This is a genomic window from Streptomyces sp. NPDC049915, assembly GCF_040656475.1.
In the GTDB taxonomy this organism is placed as follows: domain Bacteria; phylum Actinomycetota; class Actinomycetes; order Streptomycetales; family Streptomycetaceae; genus Streptomyces.
The window spans coordinates 12,243-29,476 of record NZ_JBFAMH010000004.1 but is presented as its reverse complement, the minus strand read 5'-3'; the positions used below and the strand labels follow the sequence as shown (position 1 = coordinate 29,476).

Sequence of the window (17,234 nt, the reverse complement as noted above, 5' to 3'; positions counted from 1 at the left end):
GGGCCGGTGCGCTGTACGTCAGTCCTCGAAGCCCTCCGCCGCACGCTTCTCGCGGAGTTCCATGATCGCCCGGCGGCGGGCCAGGCGGTGGGTGCGGCGGATCTGGGCCTCCTGGTAGCGGCGCTTGTCCCGTTCCGTCTCCGGGATCACCGGGGGGACCGAGCGCGGCTTGCCGTCGGCGTCGACCGCGGCGAAGACCAGGTAGGCCGAGCCGACCTGGGTGGGAGGCGTGGACTCGTTCCAGCGTTCGGCAAGGACGCGCACGCCGACCTCCATCGAGCTCCGGCCGGTCCAGTTGACCTGCGCCTTCACATGGACCAGGTCACCGACCCGCACCGGCTCCAGGAACGCCATCTCGTCCATGGACGCGGTGACCGCGGGCCCGCCCGAGTGGCGGCCGGCGACCGCGCCCGCGGCGTCGTCGACCAGCTTCATGATCACGCCACCGTGCACCGTGCCCAGGAGGTTGGTGTCGGCGTGGGTCATGATGTGGCTCAGCGTGGTGCGGGACGCCGACGTCGGCTTGCCCGGGATCTCCGGAGTGTCCGTGTCTGCGGCGGGGGCCTGGTCTGTCATGGCGTCCACCTTATGCCGAGCTGACATCCGGGGGATTTGTGTCAGCTTCGCAACAGCGCTGACCTTATTTTCCGACGGCCCTTGTAAGGCATACCGTCCGGCCCGGCACACTGGGGCGCATGAATGACTGGCCCGAGGGATGGTCCGACGACAACCGCGGCACCCGCTACGGACGCGGCAGCTCCGGCGCGACGCCGGAGGGTGCCCGCGTCATGCGGCAGGTGCGCCGGCCCGCGCCGGGCGCCCGCCCGGGCCCGTCCGCGCCGCAGTACGGCGCGGTGCCGCAGCAGCCGTCATACGTGGACGGCGGCGAGGCCCCCGGCGGCTACGACGACGGGTACGACTCCGGCTACAACACCGGCCACGTCTACGGCAGCCCCGCCGGCCGCGGCCCCGCGGGCCCGGGCGGTGGTGGGCCGAGACCGGCTCCGAACTGGCGCCGCCCGATCAAGTGGACGGCGATCACGCTCGCCACCGTGCTCGTGGTCACCACCGTCGTCACGTACTTCTGGGCCGACTCCAAGCTGCGCCGCGAGGTCGACCTGTCCAAGGTCATCGACCGGCCCTCCTCCGGCGAGGGAACGAACTACCTGATCGTCGGTTCGGACAGCCGTGAGGGCATGTCCAAGGAGGACAAGAAGAAGCTGCACACCGGCTCCGCCGAGGGCAAGCGCACGGACTCGATGATGATCCTGCACGTCGGCAGCAGCGGCGACACGCTGATCTCGCTGCCCCGTGACTCCGACGTGGAGATCCCCTCGTACAAGGGGTCCCAGTCCGGCAAGACCTACCCGGCCACGGGCCGGCACACCAAGCTCAACGCCGCCTACGCCGAGGACGGCCCCGAGCTGCTGGTGCGGACCGTCGAGTACAACACCGGCCTGCACATCGACCACTACGTGGAGATCGGCTTCGCCGGCTTCGCGAACATCGTCGACGCGGTGGGCGGTGTCGAGATCACCATCGACAAGCCGTTCAAGGACAAGTACTCGGGCGCCGACTTCCAGGCCGGCAAGCAGACCCTCAACGGCGAGCAGGCCCTCGCCTTCGTCCGCACCCGGCACGCCTTCGCCGCCTCCGACCTGGAGCGCACGAAGAACCAGCAGAAGTTCCTCGCCGCCCTGGCCCACCAGGTCGCCACCCCGTCCACGGTCCTCAACCCGTTCAAGCTCTACCCGACGATGGGCGCGGGCCTGGACTCCCTGATAGTCGACAAGGACATGGGCCTGTACGACCTGGGCTCGATGTTCTTCGCGATGAAGGGCGTCAACGGCGGCGACGGCACGTCCATGAACATGCCGATCTCGGGCTCCCGCGGCGGCAACCTGGTCTGGGACAAGACCAAGGTGAAAACCCTGGTCAACGAACTGAACAACGACGAGAAGGTCACGGTCGCGGGCAACTGACCCCGCTCGCCCGGTCCGACGCGATACGCCGCCGCCCCGCTCCCCGCACGGGAGAGCGTGGCGACGACAGCGCCGAGAACGTCGAAGTCGCCGCCACGCAGGGCACCCCCGTGGGGTGCCCTGGGGTGTCACATCGTGGCGCCCGCCATCGTGCGGCACATCTCGGCGCAGTGGCGACAGGACTCGGCGCAGCGCATCATCTGCGGGTCGTCCGGCATGCTCATACACGCCTCGGCGCACATGTCGCACGCGCGGGCGCACATCGCGCACATCTCGGCCGACAGCGGCGAGCGCCGCATCATCATGTCGGCGCACATCCGCGTCATCTCCGAGCAGTCCATGAGCGCCCGCATGACCTGCATCTGGGCCGGCCCGCCCATCTGCAGGCACGAGCTCATGGTCTCCTCGCACACGGTGTGGCAGGACATGCACGCCTCGACGCAGTCCTGCATCTCCTTGCTCATGGGGGTCGCGGCGGACTCGGTCATGGCTCCTCCTGGGGGTGCGAGGGGCCCCGGGGGCGGGGCCCCGTGCGTGCCCTTCCGTCGTACGCCTCCCAGGGCCCCGCGTCCATCGGAGGTCCCTACGACACCCCGGCCCCGCCCTACGCGCAGCCCACCTCGTTGCCCCGCACCACCGACGTCTGCGCCTGATCCGGCTGTTCGGCGCGTACCGTGCGGACCTGGTGGAAATCGGTGCCGGCGATCACCTTCATCAGCGGGCCCCGGCCGGGCGCCGCGCGCAGCCGGCTGCCGGGCAGCGCGGCGGCCAGCGACCGGGCGGAGCGGTCCCAGCGCGGGTCGTACAGGATGACCGTCTGGCGTGTGACGGGCTGGGGCGCGGTGCCGGGCGTGCCGGTGGTGCGGAAGCCGGCCGCCGCGAGGGCGGCGTCGACGCGGCGGCCGAGGCCGGACGTCGTGGTGCCGTTCTCCACCTGCACCTGGATCTGCTGCGGGGCGACCTCGACCAGCACCGGGGCCGCGCCGCGCGGCCGCTGCACGGCGAGCGGCTTGTCCTCGCGCAGCGCCTCGAACAGCTTCGCGGCCTTCGCGTCGTCCCACTTCAGCGTCGAGCCGATGCCCTTGACCTGGTAGCCCAGCTGCCCGACGGGGACCGTGGTGAACTCCGAGGACGACGGCGAGAAGGTGCGCATCGCGCGGCCCAGGTCCAGCAGCTCGTCCGCGCCGAAGCCCTTGTCCGCCCGCACCGAGCCGAGCACCGCCCGGGTCACGTCGCGGAACTTCAGCGGGTTCAGCAGCACCCCGGAGGAGGTCGCCCGGTCCACCAGCGAGGCCAGGAAACGCTGCTGGCGCTTCATCCGGCCGAGGTCCGAGGCGCCGTCGATGTGCCGGGAGCGCACGTACTGCAGGGCCTGGCCGCCGGTGAGGATGTGCGTGCCGGCCGGCAGATCGAGGCCGGTGTAGGAGTCCTTCAGCGGCTCGGCGGTGCAGATCCGCACCCCGCCCAGCTCGTCGACGGTCTTCATGAAACTGGTGAAGTCGACCTCCAGGTAGTGGTCGATCTTCACATGGGTCATCTGCTCGACCGTACGCACGGTCAGCTGCGGCCCGCCCTCCGCGTACGCCGCGTTCAGCTTGATCGGGTGCCCGCTGTGCCGCTCGCCGGTGGTGGCGTCGGCGTGCTCGGGCGTCTCGGCGTAGGAGTCGCGGGGGAGGCTGACCACGCTGGCCCGGTCCCGGTCCTCCGAGATGTGCACGATCATGATCGTGTCGGTGCAGTGGCAGGGCGCGCCGCCGAGGTGGTACTTCTTCCGCTCCTCCGGCGTGATCTTGTCGCGGCCGTCGGTGCCGACCAGCAGCACGTTCATGCCGTGGCCCGCGCGGGGCCGGTTCTTCATGTCCTTGAAGGGGTCCACCCGCGCGATGTCCGCGTCCAGGCTGGAGATCACGGCGTGCCCGATCCCCGCGGAGGCGAGGACGACGACGGACAGCGTCGTCACCGCCCGCATGGCCCAGCCCGGCCTGCGGCGCCCGACGGGCTGCCGGGGCCTGCGGGGCGGCTGCGGGCGGCGCTGCGGCCGGGACGGGGTGGAGCGGGGCGGCGTGGACAAGAAGGACACCTCCGGACGAGGCCGTACGCGGGATCCGTGAGCACGGTAGGTCCATACGATCTGCAGCCCGGTCACCCGCTCACGCGGCGCGCAAAGGTGTCCCCCGTTCGCGGTAACGTGAGCACCGATGAACGCCAAGTCCGACGTGCAGCTCCCCGCCGTGTCCGTGATCATGCCCGTCCTCAACGAGGAGCGGCATCTGCGCGGGGCCGTCCAAGCGATCCTCGCGCAGGAGTACGCCGGCGAGATGGAGGTCGTGATCGCCCTCGGTCCGTCCACGGACCGCACGGACGAGATCGCCGCCGAGCTCGTCGCGGAACACCCCCGCGTGCACACCGTGCCCAACCCGACGGGCCGTACGCCCGCCGCCCTCAACGCGGCGATCAAGGCGTCCCGGCATCCGATCGTGGTCCGCGTCGACGGGCACGGCATGCTCTCGCCGAACTACATCGCCACCGCCGTACGGCTGCTTGAGGAGACCGGCGCGCAGAACGTCGGCGGCATCATGCACGCCGAGGGCGAGAACGACTGGGAGCACGCCGTCGCCGCCGCGATGACCTCGAAGATCGGCGTGGGCAACGCCGCCTTCCACACCGGAGGCGAGGCCGGCCCCGCCGAGACCGTCTACCTCGGGGTCTTCCGCCGCGAGGCGCTGGAGCAACAGGGCGGCTACAACGAGGAGTTCATCCGCGCCCAGGACTGGGAGCTGAACTTCCGCATCCGTGAGGCGGGCGGCCTGATCTGGTTCTCGCCCGAGCTGCGGGTGTCGTACCGGCCGCGTCCCTCGGTGCGCGCGCTCGCCAAGCAGTACAAGGACTACGGCCGTTGGCGGCACGTCGTGGCCCGCTACCACGCCGGCTCGATCAACCTGCGCTACCTCGCCCCGCCGACGGCGGTGTGCGTCATCGCCGCCGGCATCGTGGTCGGGGCGGTCCTGACGCCGTGGGGCTTCGTCGTCCCGGGCGGCTATCTCGCGGCGATCGCCGCCGGGTCGCTGCCGGCCGGCAAGGGGCTGCCGCTCAAGGCGCGGCTGCAGATCCCCCTCGCGCTCGCCACCATGCACATGTCGTGGGGCTGGGGCTTCCTGACCAGCCCGAAGTCGCTGGCGAAGCGGGTCATCGCCTCCCGCCGCCCGGCGGTGCTCAGCGGCGAACCGCAGCGCTGAGCACCACCCGCGGACCCGGCCTCACCAGGTGAAGGCCGGGTTCACGTGCATGCACTGGCTGTCGTCGGACGCGTTCATCGCCTGCGCCGACTCCGGCGTCTTCCCGTCGTCCTTCGGCGCCTGATACGCCGTACCCGTGCGCCAGTCCGCGCCCACCACGAGCGTGATGCCGGACACGTCGGTCGACTTCTGCACCGCGCTCGCCGGCAGGCCCAGCACCTGCGCGACCCGGCGGGCGTCGCCCTCCAGATCGGCACTCGGGTAGCGCACGACCGTGTTCTCCTCGGACGTGGCCGCTGAGGAGTCCGCGAGGGCCCCGGTGAAGCCCTTGTCCTTCAGCAGCCCCGCCACCGTGGACGCCCGGCCGCGCGCCGGGCCGAGGTCGTCGGTGCGGGTGCCGTTCAGCACCTGGACGGCGATCTCTCCATCCGGCGCAGCCTGGTCCGCCGTCGCCTGAACACTCGGCGTCGCGGCGGCGGGCTTCTGGGTGTCCTTGCCGTCGAGGGCCACGTCGTCGCGGACCATGCGGAACAGCTTCGCCGCGTCCGAGGTGGGCTCCACCCGGGCGCCGACATAGCGGTTGGGCATCGTCGTCATGGTGATCCGGTCGGTGGGCACCTTCCGCAGCTCGACCGCCAGGTCGTACATCCTCTTGATGGTGCCCAGCCCGTCGTCGACCGTGATGGCCTTCGTGGCCGCCTCGGCGAGGGCGCGCAGGGCGCCCGGGTTGCCGAGGGTGGCGTTCTGGCGCAGCTGACGCACCATCGCGTTCATGTACATGTGCTGCGCCTTGGCACGGGCGAGGTCGCTGCCGTCCTCGAAGCCGTAGCGGGTGCGCAGCCACTGCAGGGCCTGCTCGCCCTTGACCGGTGTGGTGCCCTCGGGGAGCCTCAGGCCGGAGCCGTGACCGTCCGGGGTGTGGGAGTAGACGTTGGCGTCCACGCACACCGGGACACCGCCGACGGCGTCCGCCATGCGCACCACACCGGCGAAGTCGATCATCATGAAGTGGTCGATGTGGATGTCGGTGAGCTTCTCCCAGGTCGCCACCGCGCAGCCCGGTCCGCCGCGGCCGAGGGTGGTGTTCGTCATCACCCGGCCGGTGGTGGCCGGGTAGACCGTGCCGTCGGGGTCGGTGCACTTGGGCAGTTGCAGCAGCGTGTCGCGCGGCATGCTGACGACCGACATGTTGGAGCGGTCGGCGGAGACGTGGACGAGCATCTGGACGTCCGCGAGCGGGAGGCCGCCGAAGGTCTCCTTCGCGCCGCCCAGCTCCTGGTTCTCCTTGGTGTCCCGGGCGTCCGAGCCGATCAGCAGGATGTTCAGCGGCTTCTGCCCGGCCGCGTTGGCCGTCGGCACACTCGCCCGGTCCTTGGCGTCGCCGAGGTTGAGGTAGTCCTTCTTGATGTTGTCGTTCAGGTGCCGGTAGTAGAGGTAACCGGCGCCCGCGGTGGAGAGCAGCAGCAGCGCGAGGGCCGTCGCGGTCCAGCGCAGGGCTCGCCGCCGCCGGCCCGGGCGGGCGACGGTATGTCTCTCCTCCGGTACGGCGGATCCGGGCTCCCGCGCGTCCTCGTCGATCTCCCGCGCGCCGTCGTCCGGCTCCCGAGCGTCCTCGTCGGGGTCCGGTCGCCGACGCTCACGTATGTCCGTGAGCGTGCCGTCCCCCTGCACGTCGTTCTGTGTCACTTCCCCGTCCTCCCCACCCCTGGGCCGAGCACCCGACCGGCCCCCCTCGGCCGGTTTCCGCCACATCATCGTGCAGTCCGGTAAGAGTTCTCTGTGTGTCACCGGCGCGTGCCGGCCCGCCGTCGAGGCCGCGCGCTACCAGCGGTACGGCTTGTACACGTCCATGCACTTGGCGCTGTCGGAGCCGCTCAGCGCGTCCGCGTCCGCGGGCAGGTCCCCGGCCTCCGGCGGCGCCGGCACCGGATACGCCGTGCCGGTGCGCCAGTCCGCGCCGACGACGACGGTGACGCCGGAGACGTCCGTGGACTTCTTCACCGCGCTCAGCGGGATCCCCAGCGCCCTGGCGACCTGCTGGGCGTCGCCCTCCAGATCGGCGGTCGGATAGCGGACCACGGTGGCGGACTCGGCGACCGGCGGCGCGCTGTCCTTCGCCGCGCGCACGAAGCCCTTGTCCACAAGCGCCTGCGCGATCGTACCCGCCCGGCCACGGACCGCGGCCTGCGCGCCGGACCGTGTGCCGTTGCGCACGACGACCCCGATCTGCGCGTCCGGCGCGGCGGGATCGGCGGACGTCTTCTCAGGGGCCTTCGGCTTCCCGGCGCCGCTCTGCGGGCCCTTCTTGTCGAAGGGCACGTCCTCGCGGATCATCCGCCAGATCTTCTCCGCCCCGTCCCCGGCCGGGAGCAGGTGCTCGGAGTTCTGCGTGTCCTGCACCGTGGGCAGCGTCGTCATGGTGATGCGGTCCGGCGGCACCGTCTTGAGCTGCATACCGAGGTCGTACAGCTTCTTGACCGTGCCGATCTCCTCCGACACCTGCAACGACTTGGTCGCCGCCTCGGCCAGGTCCATCAGCCGGCCGGTGTCGGTGAAGACGTTCTGCTCCCGCAGCGTACGGATCATCGAGTTCATGTACATGTGCTGGGCGCGGGCGCGCAGCGGGTCGCTGCCCCAGGCGTGCCGGGTGCGCAGCCACTGCAGGGCCTGGACGCCCTTCACCTTGTGCCTGCCGGCCGTCAGCTTCAGTCCCGAGCCGCCCTTCTGGGCCGGCAGCGGGCGGTCCCAGACGTTCTGGCTGACGCACACCTCGACGCCGCCGATCGCGTCCGCCATGCGCACCACACCGGCAAAGTCGATCATCATCCAGTGGTCGATGTAGACACCGGTGAGGTTCTGCCAGGTGGCGAGCGTGCAGCCGGGGCCGCCGCGGGCCAGCGACTCGTTGATGATCTTGTTCGTCGCCGGGAACTGCCGGCCGGTCTCCGGGTCCGTGCACTTGGGGATGTCGACGCGGGTGTCGCGCGGAATGCTCACCACGGACGCGCTCTCCCGGTCCGCGGAGAGATGGATCAGCATCTGCACATCGCCCAGTGGCGGGTTGCCGCGGTCGTCCCGGCCGCCGCCGAGCGCGACGTTCGCGTCGGAGTTACGGCTGTCGGAGCCGATCAGCAGGATGTTCAGGGGGGTTTGCCCGGCGGCGTTCGGATCGGCCTTGCGGGCCTTGGAGTCGCCGCTGCTGCGCTCACCGCTGCGGAGGTTTTCGTTGAGGTGCTCGTAGTAGAGGTAACCGGCGCAGGCCGTGCCGAGTATCACCACCGCCAGCACGGTCGCCGACCAGCGCAGCACGCGCCGCCTGGGCCGTCCGCGTCTCGCGCCGTGGCCGCCGCCGGAGCCGCTTTCCGCGGTCCCGGTCCGCGGGGTCAGGGACATCGTGTCCTCGACCGCCGGCACCTCCCCCCTGACGCCGCTGCGCGCCACAGCTGCCCTCCCCACCCTCGTCGGTCATCGAACGGGCCCGTCCGCCCCGTCCGGTCGATCGAACGGGGCATGTGTCAGCCCGTCCGGTCAGCCGAACGGGCCTGTCGCCCGCCCTGTTAGACGTACGACAGGCCCGTTCGGTGGCCCCGCTGTGCTCAACTCGCGCACTGAACCTTGTCGGCCGTGGACTGGTTGTCCACCTCCGGTGCCTTCGCCGGTGCCGTCAGGGACACCCCCGCGCCCTTGAAGTCCTTGCCCAGGGTCAGCGTCATCGTGGGCAGTCCCTGGGCGTTGGTGACGCTGTGGCCCGGCTTGAGCGCCGAGCCCGGCAGGCCCATCAGCGCGGCCAGCTTGCGGGCCTGGGCCGCCTGGTCGGGGGCGTACTCCAGGGTCGTCTTCGCCGCCGCGGCGGGCGCGTTGCCGGCGTTCTCCGACTTCAGCACGCCCTGGTCGTTCTGCAGCCAGTTCAGCGTCTGAGAGGCGGAGCCGGCCTGGGCACCGCCGTTGAGGATGCGCACCCGCACCTCGTCGGCGGGAGCCTGCGAGCCCTGCAGCCGGGCCGCCTCGGCGTCCTTGGCGGCCTTCTCCTTCTCCTTCACCGCGGTGAAGGAGACGTCGTTCTTGATGGCGTCGAAGACCGCCGGCGCCTTGTTCGGGTCCGGGACCACCGTCGCGTGCACCACCTTCTCGGCGGGGTTGTCGATCACCGGGAGGGTGAGGAAGGTGATGTTCTTGGTCGGGACCTTGTTCAGCTCCAGGGCGACGTCCTTGAGGGTGGAGACGTCACCGATGCCGGTGTCGACGGTGAGCGCCTTGGTCGCCGCGTTCGCCAGCTTGTACAGCTTGGTCGGGTTGGTCAGTGTGTCGCTGGAGGACATCTTGCGGGCCAGCGAGCCGAGGAACTGCTGCTGCACCTTGATGCGGTCCAGGTCGCCCGCGTTGCCGAAGCTGTGCCGGGTGCGGACGAAGGCGAGGGCCTGCTCGCCCTCGATCTTGCTCTCGCCCGCGGGCAGTTTGAGGTGCGACTTCGGGTCGTCGACAGCGTGCTTGAGACACACGTCGACGCCGCCGACCGCGCTCGACAGCGTCTTGACCGCGTTGAAGTCCGCCATCATGAAGTGGTCGACGTGGATGCCGGTGACCGCCTGCACCGTGCGCATGGTGCAGCCGGGGTCACGGCCGTCCTGGCCGAGGCTGGTGTTGAAACGGACGCGCTCCGTGCCGGAGATGACCCTCTCGGAGCCGTCGGACTGCTTGGTCGGGCAGTCCGGGACGTCGACGATCATGTCGCGCGGGATGCTCATTGCGGTCGCGTTCGTGCGGTCCTTGGCCACGTGCAGCAGGATGTTGGTGTCGGCGTGGCCGACGCTGCCCTTGTCGCCGTAGCCCTCGTTGCCCTTGCCGGTGCGCTTGTCCGTGCCGATGATCAGGATGTTGAAGGCCTCGTCCTTGCTGAAGCCCTTCGAACCGGCGTCACCGACGTCGGTGGTGCTGACGTTGCCCTCGAGATGCTTGATGAAGAGATAGCCCGCGGTGCCGACGACGAGCAGCAGGAACGCCATCGTCCCGCCGGTCCAGATCAGGGCCTTCTTCGCCTTCGATTTCTTCTTCGCCGGGCGCCGTCCGCGCCGGCCCGGCACCGGCTCCGGCGGAGCGCCGCGACGCCGGCGGGGTGACGGGACGTCACGTTCCGGGGTGTCCCGGCCGGGCGCCGACAGGGTGCGGGTACGGGAGCGCGCCGCGGTGTCCGGTGCCGCGGCGCGCGCTGCGTCGGATGCCGGGGCGCCGCCCGTGCGGCCCCCCTGCGGGGTGCGGGGCCTGCGAGGCGAGGGAACTCCCGACTGCGGCGCGACCGTCGACTGCGCTGCGGAAGGGGTCAGTCGCAGTTCGTATTCGCCGGTGCTCGGGTTGAGCACCCACTGGTCTGCGGGATCGATATTGTCCGCCCGCCCACGGCCTTGCGCGTCCACGGTTGCTCGAATCCTCCGTCGGGGCCACGCCGCGCCTTTCCCCCTCGAGGCGCTCCGGTCTCGGTCTCACAGTGCACGACCTGCACGACCCCAGGAGGGACCTCGTGGTTGGGTGCACCGGATCGCTCACCCTATCCGCACCGTTCGGCATCGGGCGACGGCGGTGACACATTCCACTTCCCTACAAGCGGGCAATTGCCTCAATTTCCGGAACGGGAGTTCGCCGCTTTGGCGATCGCTTTACTCGCAGGTGTCATGGGCCGCGGTGTTCCCGCGGAACGTGGGATCGGGGGAGGCGGGGCCGGGGGAGGGGGAGCCGGTGGGGGAGTCGGACGGCTTTCCGTCGCGCGTTCCGGACGGGGTGTAGTCGGAGGGGGCGTTCTCGGTGACACTCTCGGCGACTTGTACCGGCTTGTCCCTACGCAGGAGGGCGAACAGCCTTTCCGCCTCGGGCTCCACCAACTGGTCGCGATTGGCGTTGTAGACATACGACTCCCGTGGAACGGTCAAGAATTGGACGTGTTCGGTGGGGATGTCTCGCAGTCCGCGCACAAGTTGGTACAAACCGCGCAGATTCGCCAGGGCGGGGTCGGTGGTGAGCGAGGACGTCGCCGCGTCCAGCACGGGGTAGAGCTTCACCGGATTCAGCAGTACGCCGTTGCTGCGGACCTTGTTGACGAGCGCCGCGAGGAATCGCTGCTGCCGGTGCATGCGGTCGGTGTCGCTGCCGTCGCCCAGGGACTTGCGGGCGCGGACGTAGCCGAGGGCCTGCTCGCCGTTCAGGGTGACGCGGCCGGCGGGGAGGTGGAGCTTGGCCGCCGTGTCGTGGATGGGCCGGGTCAGGCAGATCTCCACGCCGTCGACGGCGTCCACCATCTCCTTGAAGCCGCCGAAGTCGATGACGACGTGGTGGTCGACGCGGATGCCGGTCAGCTTTTCCACCGTGCGGATGGTGCAGGCGGAGCCGCCCGTTTCGAAGGCGTGGTTGAACATGGCGAACGCGGGTTCGCTGCGGGTGCCTCCGGCGGTGTCTTTCGTGGTGTCGGCGCTGGTGTCGTTGGCGGTGCCGTTGCCGTTGCCGTCCCGGCGTAGGCAGGCGGGGATGTCCACCATGAGGTCGCGAGGGAGGGAGACGGCGGTGGCGCTGTGCCTGCCGGTGGAGAGGTGCAGCAGGATCGTGGTGTCGGAGCGCTCGGTGCCGGAGTCGTGGCCGTACCGGTCGTTGCCCGCGCCGGCGCGGGAGTCGGAGCCGATGAGAAGGATGTTCTGCGCGTCCTTGCTCAGGGCGGTGGGGCGCTCCTTTTCGTACCGGGCGAGTTCGCGGGCGGCGGCCTCGTCGGCGGTGATGTTGCCGTCGAGCTTGGCGTAGAGGACGGCGACGGTGACGGCGGCGGCGAGGAGGGCGGCGGTGAGGCCGACGCCGGTGCGCAGTGCCCAGCGGCGGCGGGTGATGGGCGTCATGTTGCTGTCACCCCCCTTTGTGTCGTTGCTCCTGCTTACGACGATGCCGTGGGTGGGGGTCGGGGGGTGGGGGGTGGTGGGCCGAATGGGGGACGGTGCGGGTGTCGTTGTGGTTGCTCGCGCCGTTCCCCGCGCCCCTTATATGCCTGCGGCGGCCCGTTGCGGTGCGTCGTGGCGTGCCTAGCGCCTGCGGTGCGTTGTGGGTCGGGGCCGGGGCGGGGGGTGTCCGTCCTCGGTCCGGCCGCCCGTTTCCGACGAGCGCGCCCTTGCCCGGTGCCGGCCGCTGCGGGCGGACACCCCCCACCCCGTCCCCTTCCCGCCGTCGGCGGGTGCCGGCCGTCGTAGCTGCCCGTCGGGCGCCGCGCGTGCGCGCACAGCTGCGGGTGGTCGCCATGCCGACATAGCTGCGCGCAGTCGTGCCTCCCCCAAGCTCTTCGAGCAGGGGGGACCCCCAGGGCGGCACGGGTGGGCGCAGCGGGCACCCGGCCAGCGCCACCCACCCCCGGCCGCAACGCCGGTCAGCCGTGACGGCGGGGTCGAGTCACCGTGCCGTAGAAGACACCCGTTCCGTGTCGATCCGCTTCGCCAGTTCTTCCTCCCCGAGCAGGGAAAGATTCCGGCACAGAACCACCGAGCCGCCGGAGGCGAGCGGCGCGTACAGGCCCGCGCTCAGGCCCTCCCACGTGTCGTAGGGGAGGCCGGACAGCAGCCGGGAGCCCGGTCCCGTCAGGCCCAGCCCCGCCGCGTCCCCGACCGCCCGCTCCACGATCTCCGCGCCCGTCAGCTCCGCCCCCGCCACGATCAGCGCCGGCTCCTCCGGATTCACCGGCGCGTACGGCACGAAGCGGTCGGCGAAGGTCGGCACGTCGACGGCGTAGTCGGCGTATCCCTCCGGCGGAGCCGGGACGAAACGCCGGCCCAGGGGGGCGAGGGACAGGGCGTAGCGGTCGCCGCTGCATGCCAGGCCCCGTTCGAACTCGCCAGGGCCGGCCACGACGAAGTCCGCCCGTGCCGGGTCGCCGTCCACGTCCGCGACGACTCCGACCGAGGCGCACGCCAGCAGCCACACCGCCGTCTGCCAGTGGGCGGGCAGCAGGAGGGCGACCCGGTCGCCGGGCTCGGCGGACCACCCGTCCTGGAGGAGGTTCGCGGTCTTGGCCACCCAATTGGCGAAGGTGGCCACGGACAATTCGACACGTTCGCCCGTGGCGTCGTCGTAGAAGGTCACCAGCGGGCGCGCGGCATCCGCGGCGAGCGCGGAACTCAGCAGGTCGGCAGGGGTGCGATCGGTGGCGTTCACCCGCATCAGCGTACGCGCGTCCCCTCCCGCGCACCCGTCGCCGCCCCGGCCCCGAGGCGTGCCGTACGCCACCGGTTTGGCGCAACGGCAGCCGACGGCCCGTCAATTCCCCGATGGACAGATATGTCTGACTATGTCCAGGATCGTTGGCATGCGTGGATTGCTTGCTTCTTCGATCGGCGTCACATGCGCAGCCGCACTCGCCCTTCCGCTGACCCCGCCCGCCGCGGCGGCCCCGGCACCGGCCGGGGCCCCGGCGGCCGCCGAGATCCCGGGCAGCACCGCGTCGCTGCCCCTCGTCCCGCTCGGCAGTGACCGAGCCCCCGGCTCCGCCCTGCAAGGCGTGCCCCGCCGGGACACCGGGCACTTCTCCCTCGTCGGCGTCGTCTGGGACGACCCGGACGCCGTGCTGAACGGTCGTGTGCAGGTCCGGACCCGCACCGCCGGCAGCCACATCTGGTCCGACTGGCAGGACCTCGACACGCACAACGCCGACCACGGCGCGGACCCTGGCACCACCGAACGCACCTCCGGCCATGTCCACGGCGCCACCGCCCCGCTGTGGGTGGGCGACTCCGACGGCGTCGAGGTCCGGGTACGGGCCGAGACCGTCTCCAGCAGCCACGTCGAGGAGACCGGACGCGGCGTCAGGAACGTCACCGTCACCTCCTCCCCGCTGCCCGGCGGAATGCGCCTGGAGCTGGTCGACCCCGGCCGTGACACCGTCCCGCCCCGGCGCGCCCCGGTCGCCGCCCCCCGCCCAGGCGCCTTCGACGAGCAGGAGGAGGAGAGCGAGGACACCACCGAGGTACGGGAGGTCGCCGACGCCAACACCGGCCTGACCGGTGTGGCCCCGGGCGCCGCCGAGATCCCGGCCCTCGACCGCGCGGGGACCGAGCAGGAGATGACCGCTCTGCGCGGCGCCGGGATGAGCCAGCAGGAGCGCGCGAAGCCGTACATCGGACCGCGCCCGCGTATCGTCACCCGGGCCGGCTGGGGTGCGGACGAGAACCTCCGCGAGAGGGGCTTCGTGTACACGAAGTCGGTCAAGGCGGCCTTCGTGCACCACACGGCCACCGGCAACAACTACTCCTGCGCCCAGGCCCCGTCGGTCATCCGCGGCATCTACCGCTACCACGTCAAGAGCATGGGCTGGCGGGACATCGGCTACAACTTCCTCGTCGACAAGTGCGGCACCATCTACGAGGGCCGGGCCGGCGGCGTGGCCAAGCCGGTCCTCGGCGCCCACACCCTCGGGTTCAACTCCAACAGCATGGGTGTCGCCGTCATCGGCTCCTTCGGCTCCACCAAGCCCGCGTCGGCCGCGGTGACGGCCGTCGCCCGGCTGGCGGCCTGGAAGCTCGGTCTGTACGGGATGAATCCGACCGCCAAGACATACCTGAAGTCCGGCGGTGGCAACCTCTACGCCAAGGGCGCGAGCGTTCGCCTGAACGTGATCTCCGGTCACCGCGACGGCTTCGCCACCGACTGCCCGGGCAAGCAGCTCTACGGCAAGCTCGGCACGGCCCGTTCAAAGGCGGCGGGCTACCAGGGGCGCTGAGGCCGGGACATACACTGGCTGATCGAAAGAGAGTTCGGCCGGTCCCGGCAGGAAGCAGAGACGACAGGTGACAGAAGCGATCCTTCTGGTCGGCGGCAAGGGAACCCGGCTGCGCCCGCTCACGGTCCACACCCCCAAGCCCATGGTCCCGGCGGCGGGCGTGCCGTTCCTCACCCACCAGCTGGCGCGCGCGAGGGCGGCGGGCGTGGAGCACATCGTCCTCGCCACGTCGTATCTGGCGGAGGTGTTCGAGCCGTACTTCGGCGACGGCTCGTCGCTGGGACTGCACCTGGAGTACGTCACGGAGGAGGAGCCCCTCGGCACGGGCGGCGCCATCCGCAACGTGGCCTCGCGGCTCCACTCCGGCCCCGACGACCCCGTCCTCATCTTCAACGGCGACATCCTGACCGGCCTGGACATCCCGGCCCTGGTCCGCACCCACGAGACGACGGGCGCGGACGTCTCCCTGCACCTGACGAAGGTCACGGACCCGCGCGCCTACGGTCTCGTCCCCACGGACGACACCGGCCGGGTCCTGGCCTTCCTGGAGAAGCCGCAGACGCCGGAGGAGATCGTCACCGACCAGATCAACGCCGGTGCGTACGTCTTCCGCCGCTCGGTCATCGACACGATCCCGGCGGGCCGGCCGGTGTCGGTGGAGCGCGAGACGTTCCCCGACCTGCTCGCCGCCGGCGCCCACCTCCAGGGCATGGTCGACTCCACGTACTGGCTCGACCTCGGCACCCCCGCCGCGTTCGTCCGCGGCTCGGCGGACCTGGTGCTGGGCCGGGCCCCGTCCCCGGCCGTCCCCGGCCGCTGCGGCGACCGCCTCATTCTCCCCACGGCCACGGTCGCCCCCGACGCCAAGCTCACCGGCGGCACGGTCATCGGCGAGGGCGCCTTCATCGCGGAGGGCGCCCGCATCTTCGGCAGCACGATCCTGCCGGGCGCCGTCGTCGAACCGGGCGCGGTCATCACCGACTCCCTCGTCGGCACCCGCGCCCGCGTCGGCGAGCGCACCGTTCTGACGGGCGCGGTGATCGGCGACGGCGCGACCGTCGGCCCCGACAACGAACTCCGCGAGGGCGTACGGGTGTGGTGCGACGCCCACATCCCGGCGGGAGCGGTGCGCTTCTCTTCCGACCAGTAACAGCTGCCGGTGCGCCGTCTGCGGGTAGGTGGGGGCCGGTCGCGCAGTTCCCCGCGCCCCTGGGCCGGCTGCGGTCACCCGGCCCCACACCTGCAACACCGGGCAGCTCGACGTACCGCCGCCTACAACCCGCGGATGTCCCCCACAGGGAAGCGAGGCGCACGCCGCGCCGGTACCCGCCCGCTCAGCAGGATCAGCCGCGCCGCCCGATGCCGCTGCCCCGCATACGGCTCCAGCAGGCGCAGCATCTCCGTGTCATCGGCATGCCGGTCCCCCGCCAGCGCCCACCCCACGATCCCCGGCAGATGCAGATCCCCCACGGTCACCGCGTCCGCCGCTCCATGACTGCGCTGCACGGTCTCCGCCGACGTCCACGGACCGATCCCCGGCACCACCTCCAGCCGGGCCTGCGCCGCCGCCGGAGGCATCCGCGTCGCCTCCTCCAGCCGCGCGGCGACCCGCACGGCCCGCAGGATCGTCGACGCCCTCTTGTCGTCGACCCCGGCGCGGTGCCACTCCCAGGAGGGGATCAGCGCCCAGTCCCGCGCGGAGGGCATGACGTGCATCCCTCCGGGCGCGGGACCCGGCGCCGGTTCGCCGAACCGCCGTACCAGCAGCCGCCACGCCCGGTACGCCTCGACCGTCGTGACCTTCTGCTCCAGCACCGACGGAATCAACGACTCCAGCACCAGCCCGGTGCGCCCGAGCCGCAGTCCGGGCCGCCGGTGCCGGGCCAGCGCCACGATCTTGTGGCGGGGCGCGAAGGCCGACGGATCGTCCTCGGCGCCGCACAGCCGCGGCAGCTGCTCCAGCAGCCACTCGGCCCCGGGCCCCCACGCGTCCCCGCGCACCACCCCGCCCCGCACGGTCACGCGCAGCGTCCCCGGCCCGCCCGGCGTCCGGCTGGTCCGCCACACCGACCCGTCGGGCATCGCCCGGAAGGTCGGGTCGCCGGGCCCGCGCCGCAGCGGACCGAGGACGAGGCCGAGGTCGAGCGGCCCGTCCGGGGTCCAGGTCCGCACCCGCCCGGGCGCCGGCGCCGGCCGCGGCACCGCTCCCAGGGGTACGGCGACCTCGCCGCCGCGCATGGTCGTGCGCGTCGGGCGGGGGGCGAACCGTCCAGCCACGATCGA

General features: G+C 71.6%; 13 protein-coding genes. 4 read left to right on the top strand and 9 right to left on the bottom strand.

Annotated elements, in window-relative coordinates:
* Window positions 1–18: 18 nt before the first annotated feature.
* Entirely contained in the window at window positions 19–576 is a 558-nt protein-coding gene (locus tag AB0J12_RS07430) for an acyl-CoA thioesterase (protein WP_363263254.1), read from the bottom strand.
* 119 nt (window positions 577–695) lie between these two features.
* On the opposite strand from AB0J12_RS07430, the gene AB0J12_RS07425 reads away from it, so the two are divergent.
* The gene (locus AB0J12_RS07425) at window positions 696–1,982 is read left to right on the top strand and encodes an LCP family protein (protein ID WP_363263253.1); all 1,287 of its coding nucleotides are present in this window, start codon (window positions 696–698) and stop codon (window positions 1,980–1,982) included.
* A 128-nt stretch (window positions 1,983–2,110) separates the two neighbouring features.
* Here the strand turns inward: AB0J12_RS07425 and AB0J12_RS07420 are convergent, their stop codons facing one another.
* Both AB0J12_RS07420 and AB0J12_RS07415 read right to left on the bottom strand, forming a co-directional pair.
* Window positions 2,111–2,470, bottom strand: coding sequence for a four-helix bundle copper-binding protein (locus tag AB0J12_RS07420; RefSeq protein ID WP_363263252.1), 360 nt, complete (start codon window positions 2,468–2,470; stop codon window positions 2,111–2,113).
* 116 nt (window positions 2,471–2,586) lie between these two features.
* Window positions 2,587–3,951: an LCP family protein gene (locus AB0J12_RS07415; RefSeq protein WP_363263711.1), complete on the bottom strand. Its 1,365-nt coding sequence runs from the start codon at window positions 3,949–3,951 to the stop codon at window positions 2,587–2,589.
* 229 nt (window positions 3,952–4,180) lie between these two features.
* On the opposite strand from AB0J12_RS07415, the gene AB0J12_RS07410 reads away from it, so the two are divergent.
* The gene (locus AB0J12_RS07410; RefSeq protein ID WP_363263251.1) at window positions 4,181–5,218 is read left to right on the top strand and encodes a glycosyltransferase family 2 protein; all 1,038 of its coding nucleotides are present in this window, start codon (window positions 4,181–4,183) and stop codon (window positions 5,216–5,218) included.
* A gap of 21 nt (window positions 5,219–5,239) precedes the next feature.
* Here the strand turns inward: AB0J12_RS07410 and AB0J12_RS07405 are convergent, their stop codons facing one another.
* From AB0J12_RS07405 to AB0J12_RS07385, 5 genes are all read right to left on the bottom strand, one after another.
* The gene (locus AB0J12_RS07405; protein ID WP_363263710.1) at window positions 5,240–6,970 is read right to left on the bottom strand and encodes an LCP family protein; all 1,731 of its coding nucleotides are present in this window, start codon (window positions 6,968–6,970) and stop codon (window positions 5,240–5,242) included.
* A gap of 69 nt (window positions 6,971–7,039) precedes the next feature.
* On the bottom strand, window positions 7,040–8,611 hold the full coding sequence (locus AB0J12_RS07400) for an LCP family protein (protein ID WP_363263709.1): 1,572 nt from the start codon (window positions 8,609–8,611) through the stop codon (window positions 7,040–7,042).
* A 203-nt stretch (window positions 8,612–8,814) separates the two neighbouring features.
* Window positions 8,815–10,629 carry an LCP family protein gene (locus AB0J12_RS07395; RefSeq protein ID WP_363263250.1) on the bottom strand — a complete coding sequence of 605 codons (1,815 nt, stop codon included), beginning with the start codon at window positions 10,627–10,629 and terminating at the stop codon, window positions 8,815–8,817.
* A 240-nt stretch (window positions 10,630–10,869) separates the two neighbouring features.
* On the bottom strand, window positions 10,870–12,090 hold the full coding sequence (locus tag AB0J12_RS07390) for an LCP family protein (protein WP_363263249.1): 1,221 nt from the start codon (window positions 12,088–12,090) through the stop codon (window positions 10,870–10,872).
* Between the two features lie 541 nt (window positions 12,091–12,631).
* The gene (locus tag AB0J12_RS07385; protein ID WP_363263248.1) at window positions 12,632–13,390 is read right to left on the bottom strand and encodes a TIGR03089 family protein; all 759 of its coding nucleotides are present in this window, start codon (window positions 13,388–13,390) and stop codon (window positions 12,632–12,634) included.
* A 151-nt stretch (window positions 13,391–13,541) separates the two neighbouring features.
* Between AB0J12_RS07385 and AB0J12_RS07380 the strand changes: the two genes are divergently transcribed.
* Window positions 13,542–14,951: an N-acetylmuramoyl-L-alanine amidase gene (locus tag AB0J12_RS07380; RefSeq protein ID WP_363263247.1), complete on the top strand. Its 1,410-nt coding sequence runs from the start codon at window positions 13,542–13,544 to the stop codon at window positions 14,949–14,951.
* A 67-nt stretch (window positions 14,952–15,018) separates the two neighbouring features.
* The gene (locus tag AB0J12_RS07375) at window positions 15,019–16,101 is read left to right on the top strand and encodes an NDP-sugar synthase (protein WP_363263246.1); all 1,083 of its coding nucleotides are present in this window, start codon (window positions 15,019–15,021) and stop codon (window positions 16,099–16,101) included.
* Between the two features lie 122 nt (window positions 16,102–16,223).
* Here the strand turns inward: AB0J12_RS07375 and AB0J12_RS07370 are convergent, their stop codons facing one another.
* Window positions 16,224–17,228, bottom strand: coding sequence for a DNA-3-methyladenine glycosylase 2 family protein (locus AB0J12_RS07370; RefSeq protein ID WP_363263245.1), 1,005 nt, complete (start codon window positions 17,226–17,228; stop codon window positions 16,224–16,226).
* Window positions 17,229–17,234 lie beyond the last annotated feature (6 nt).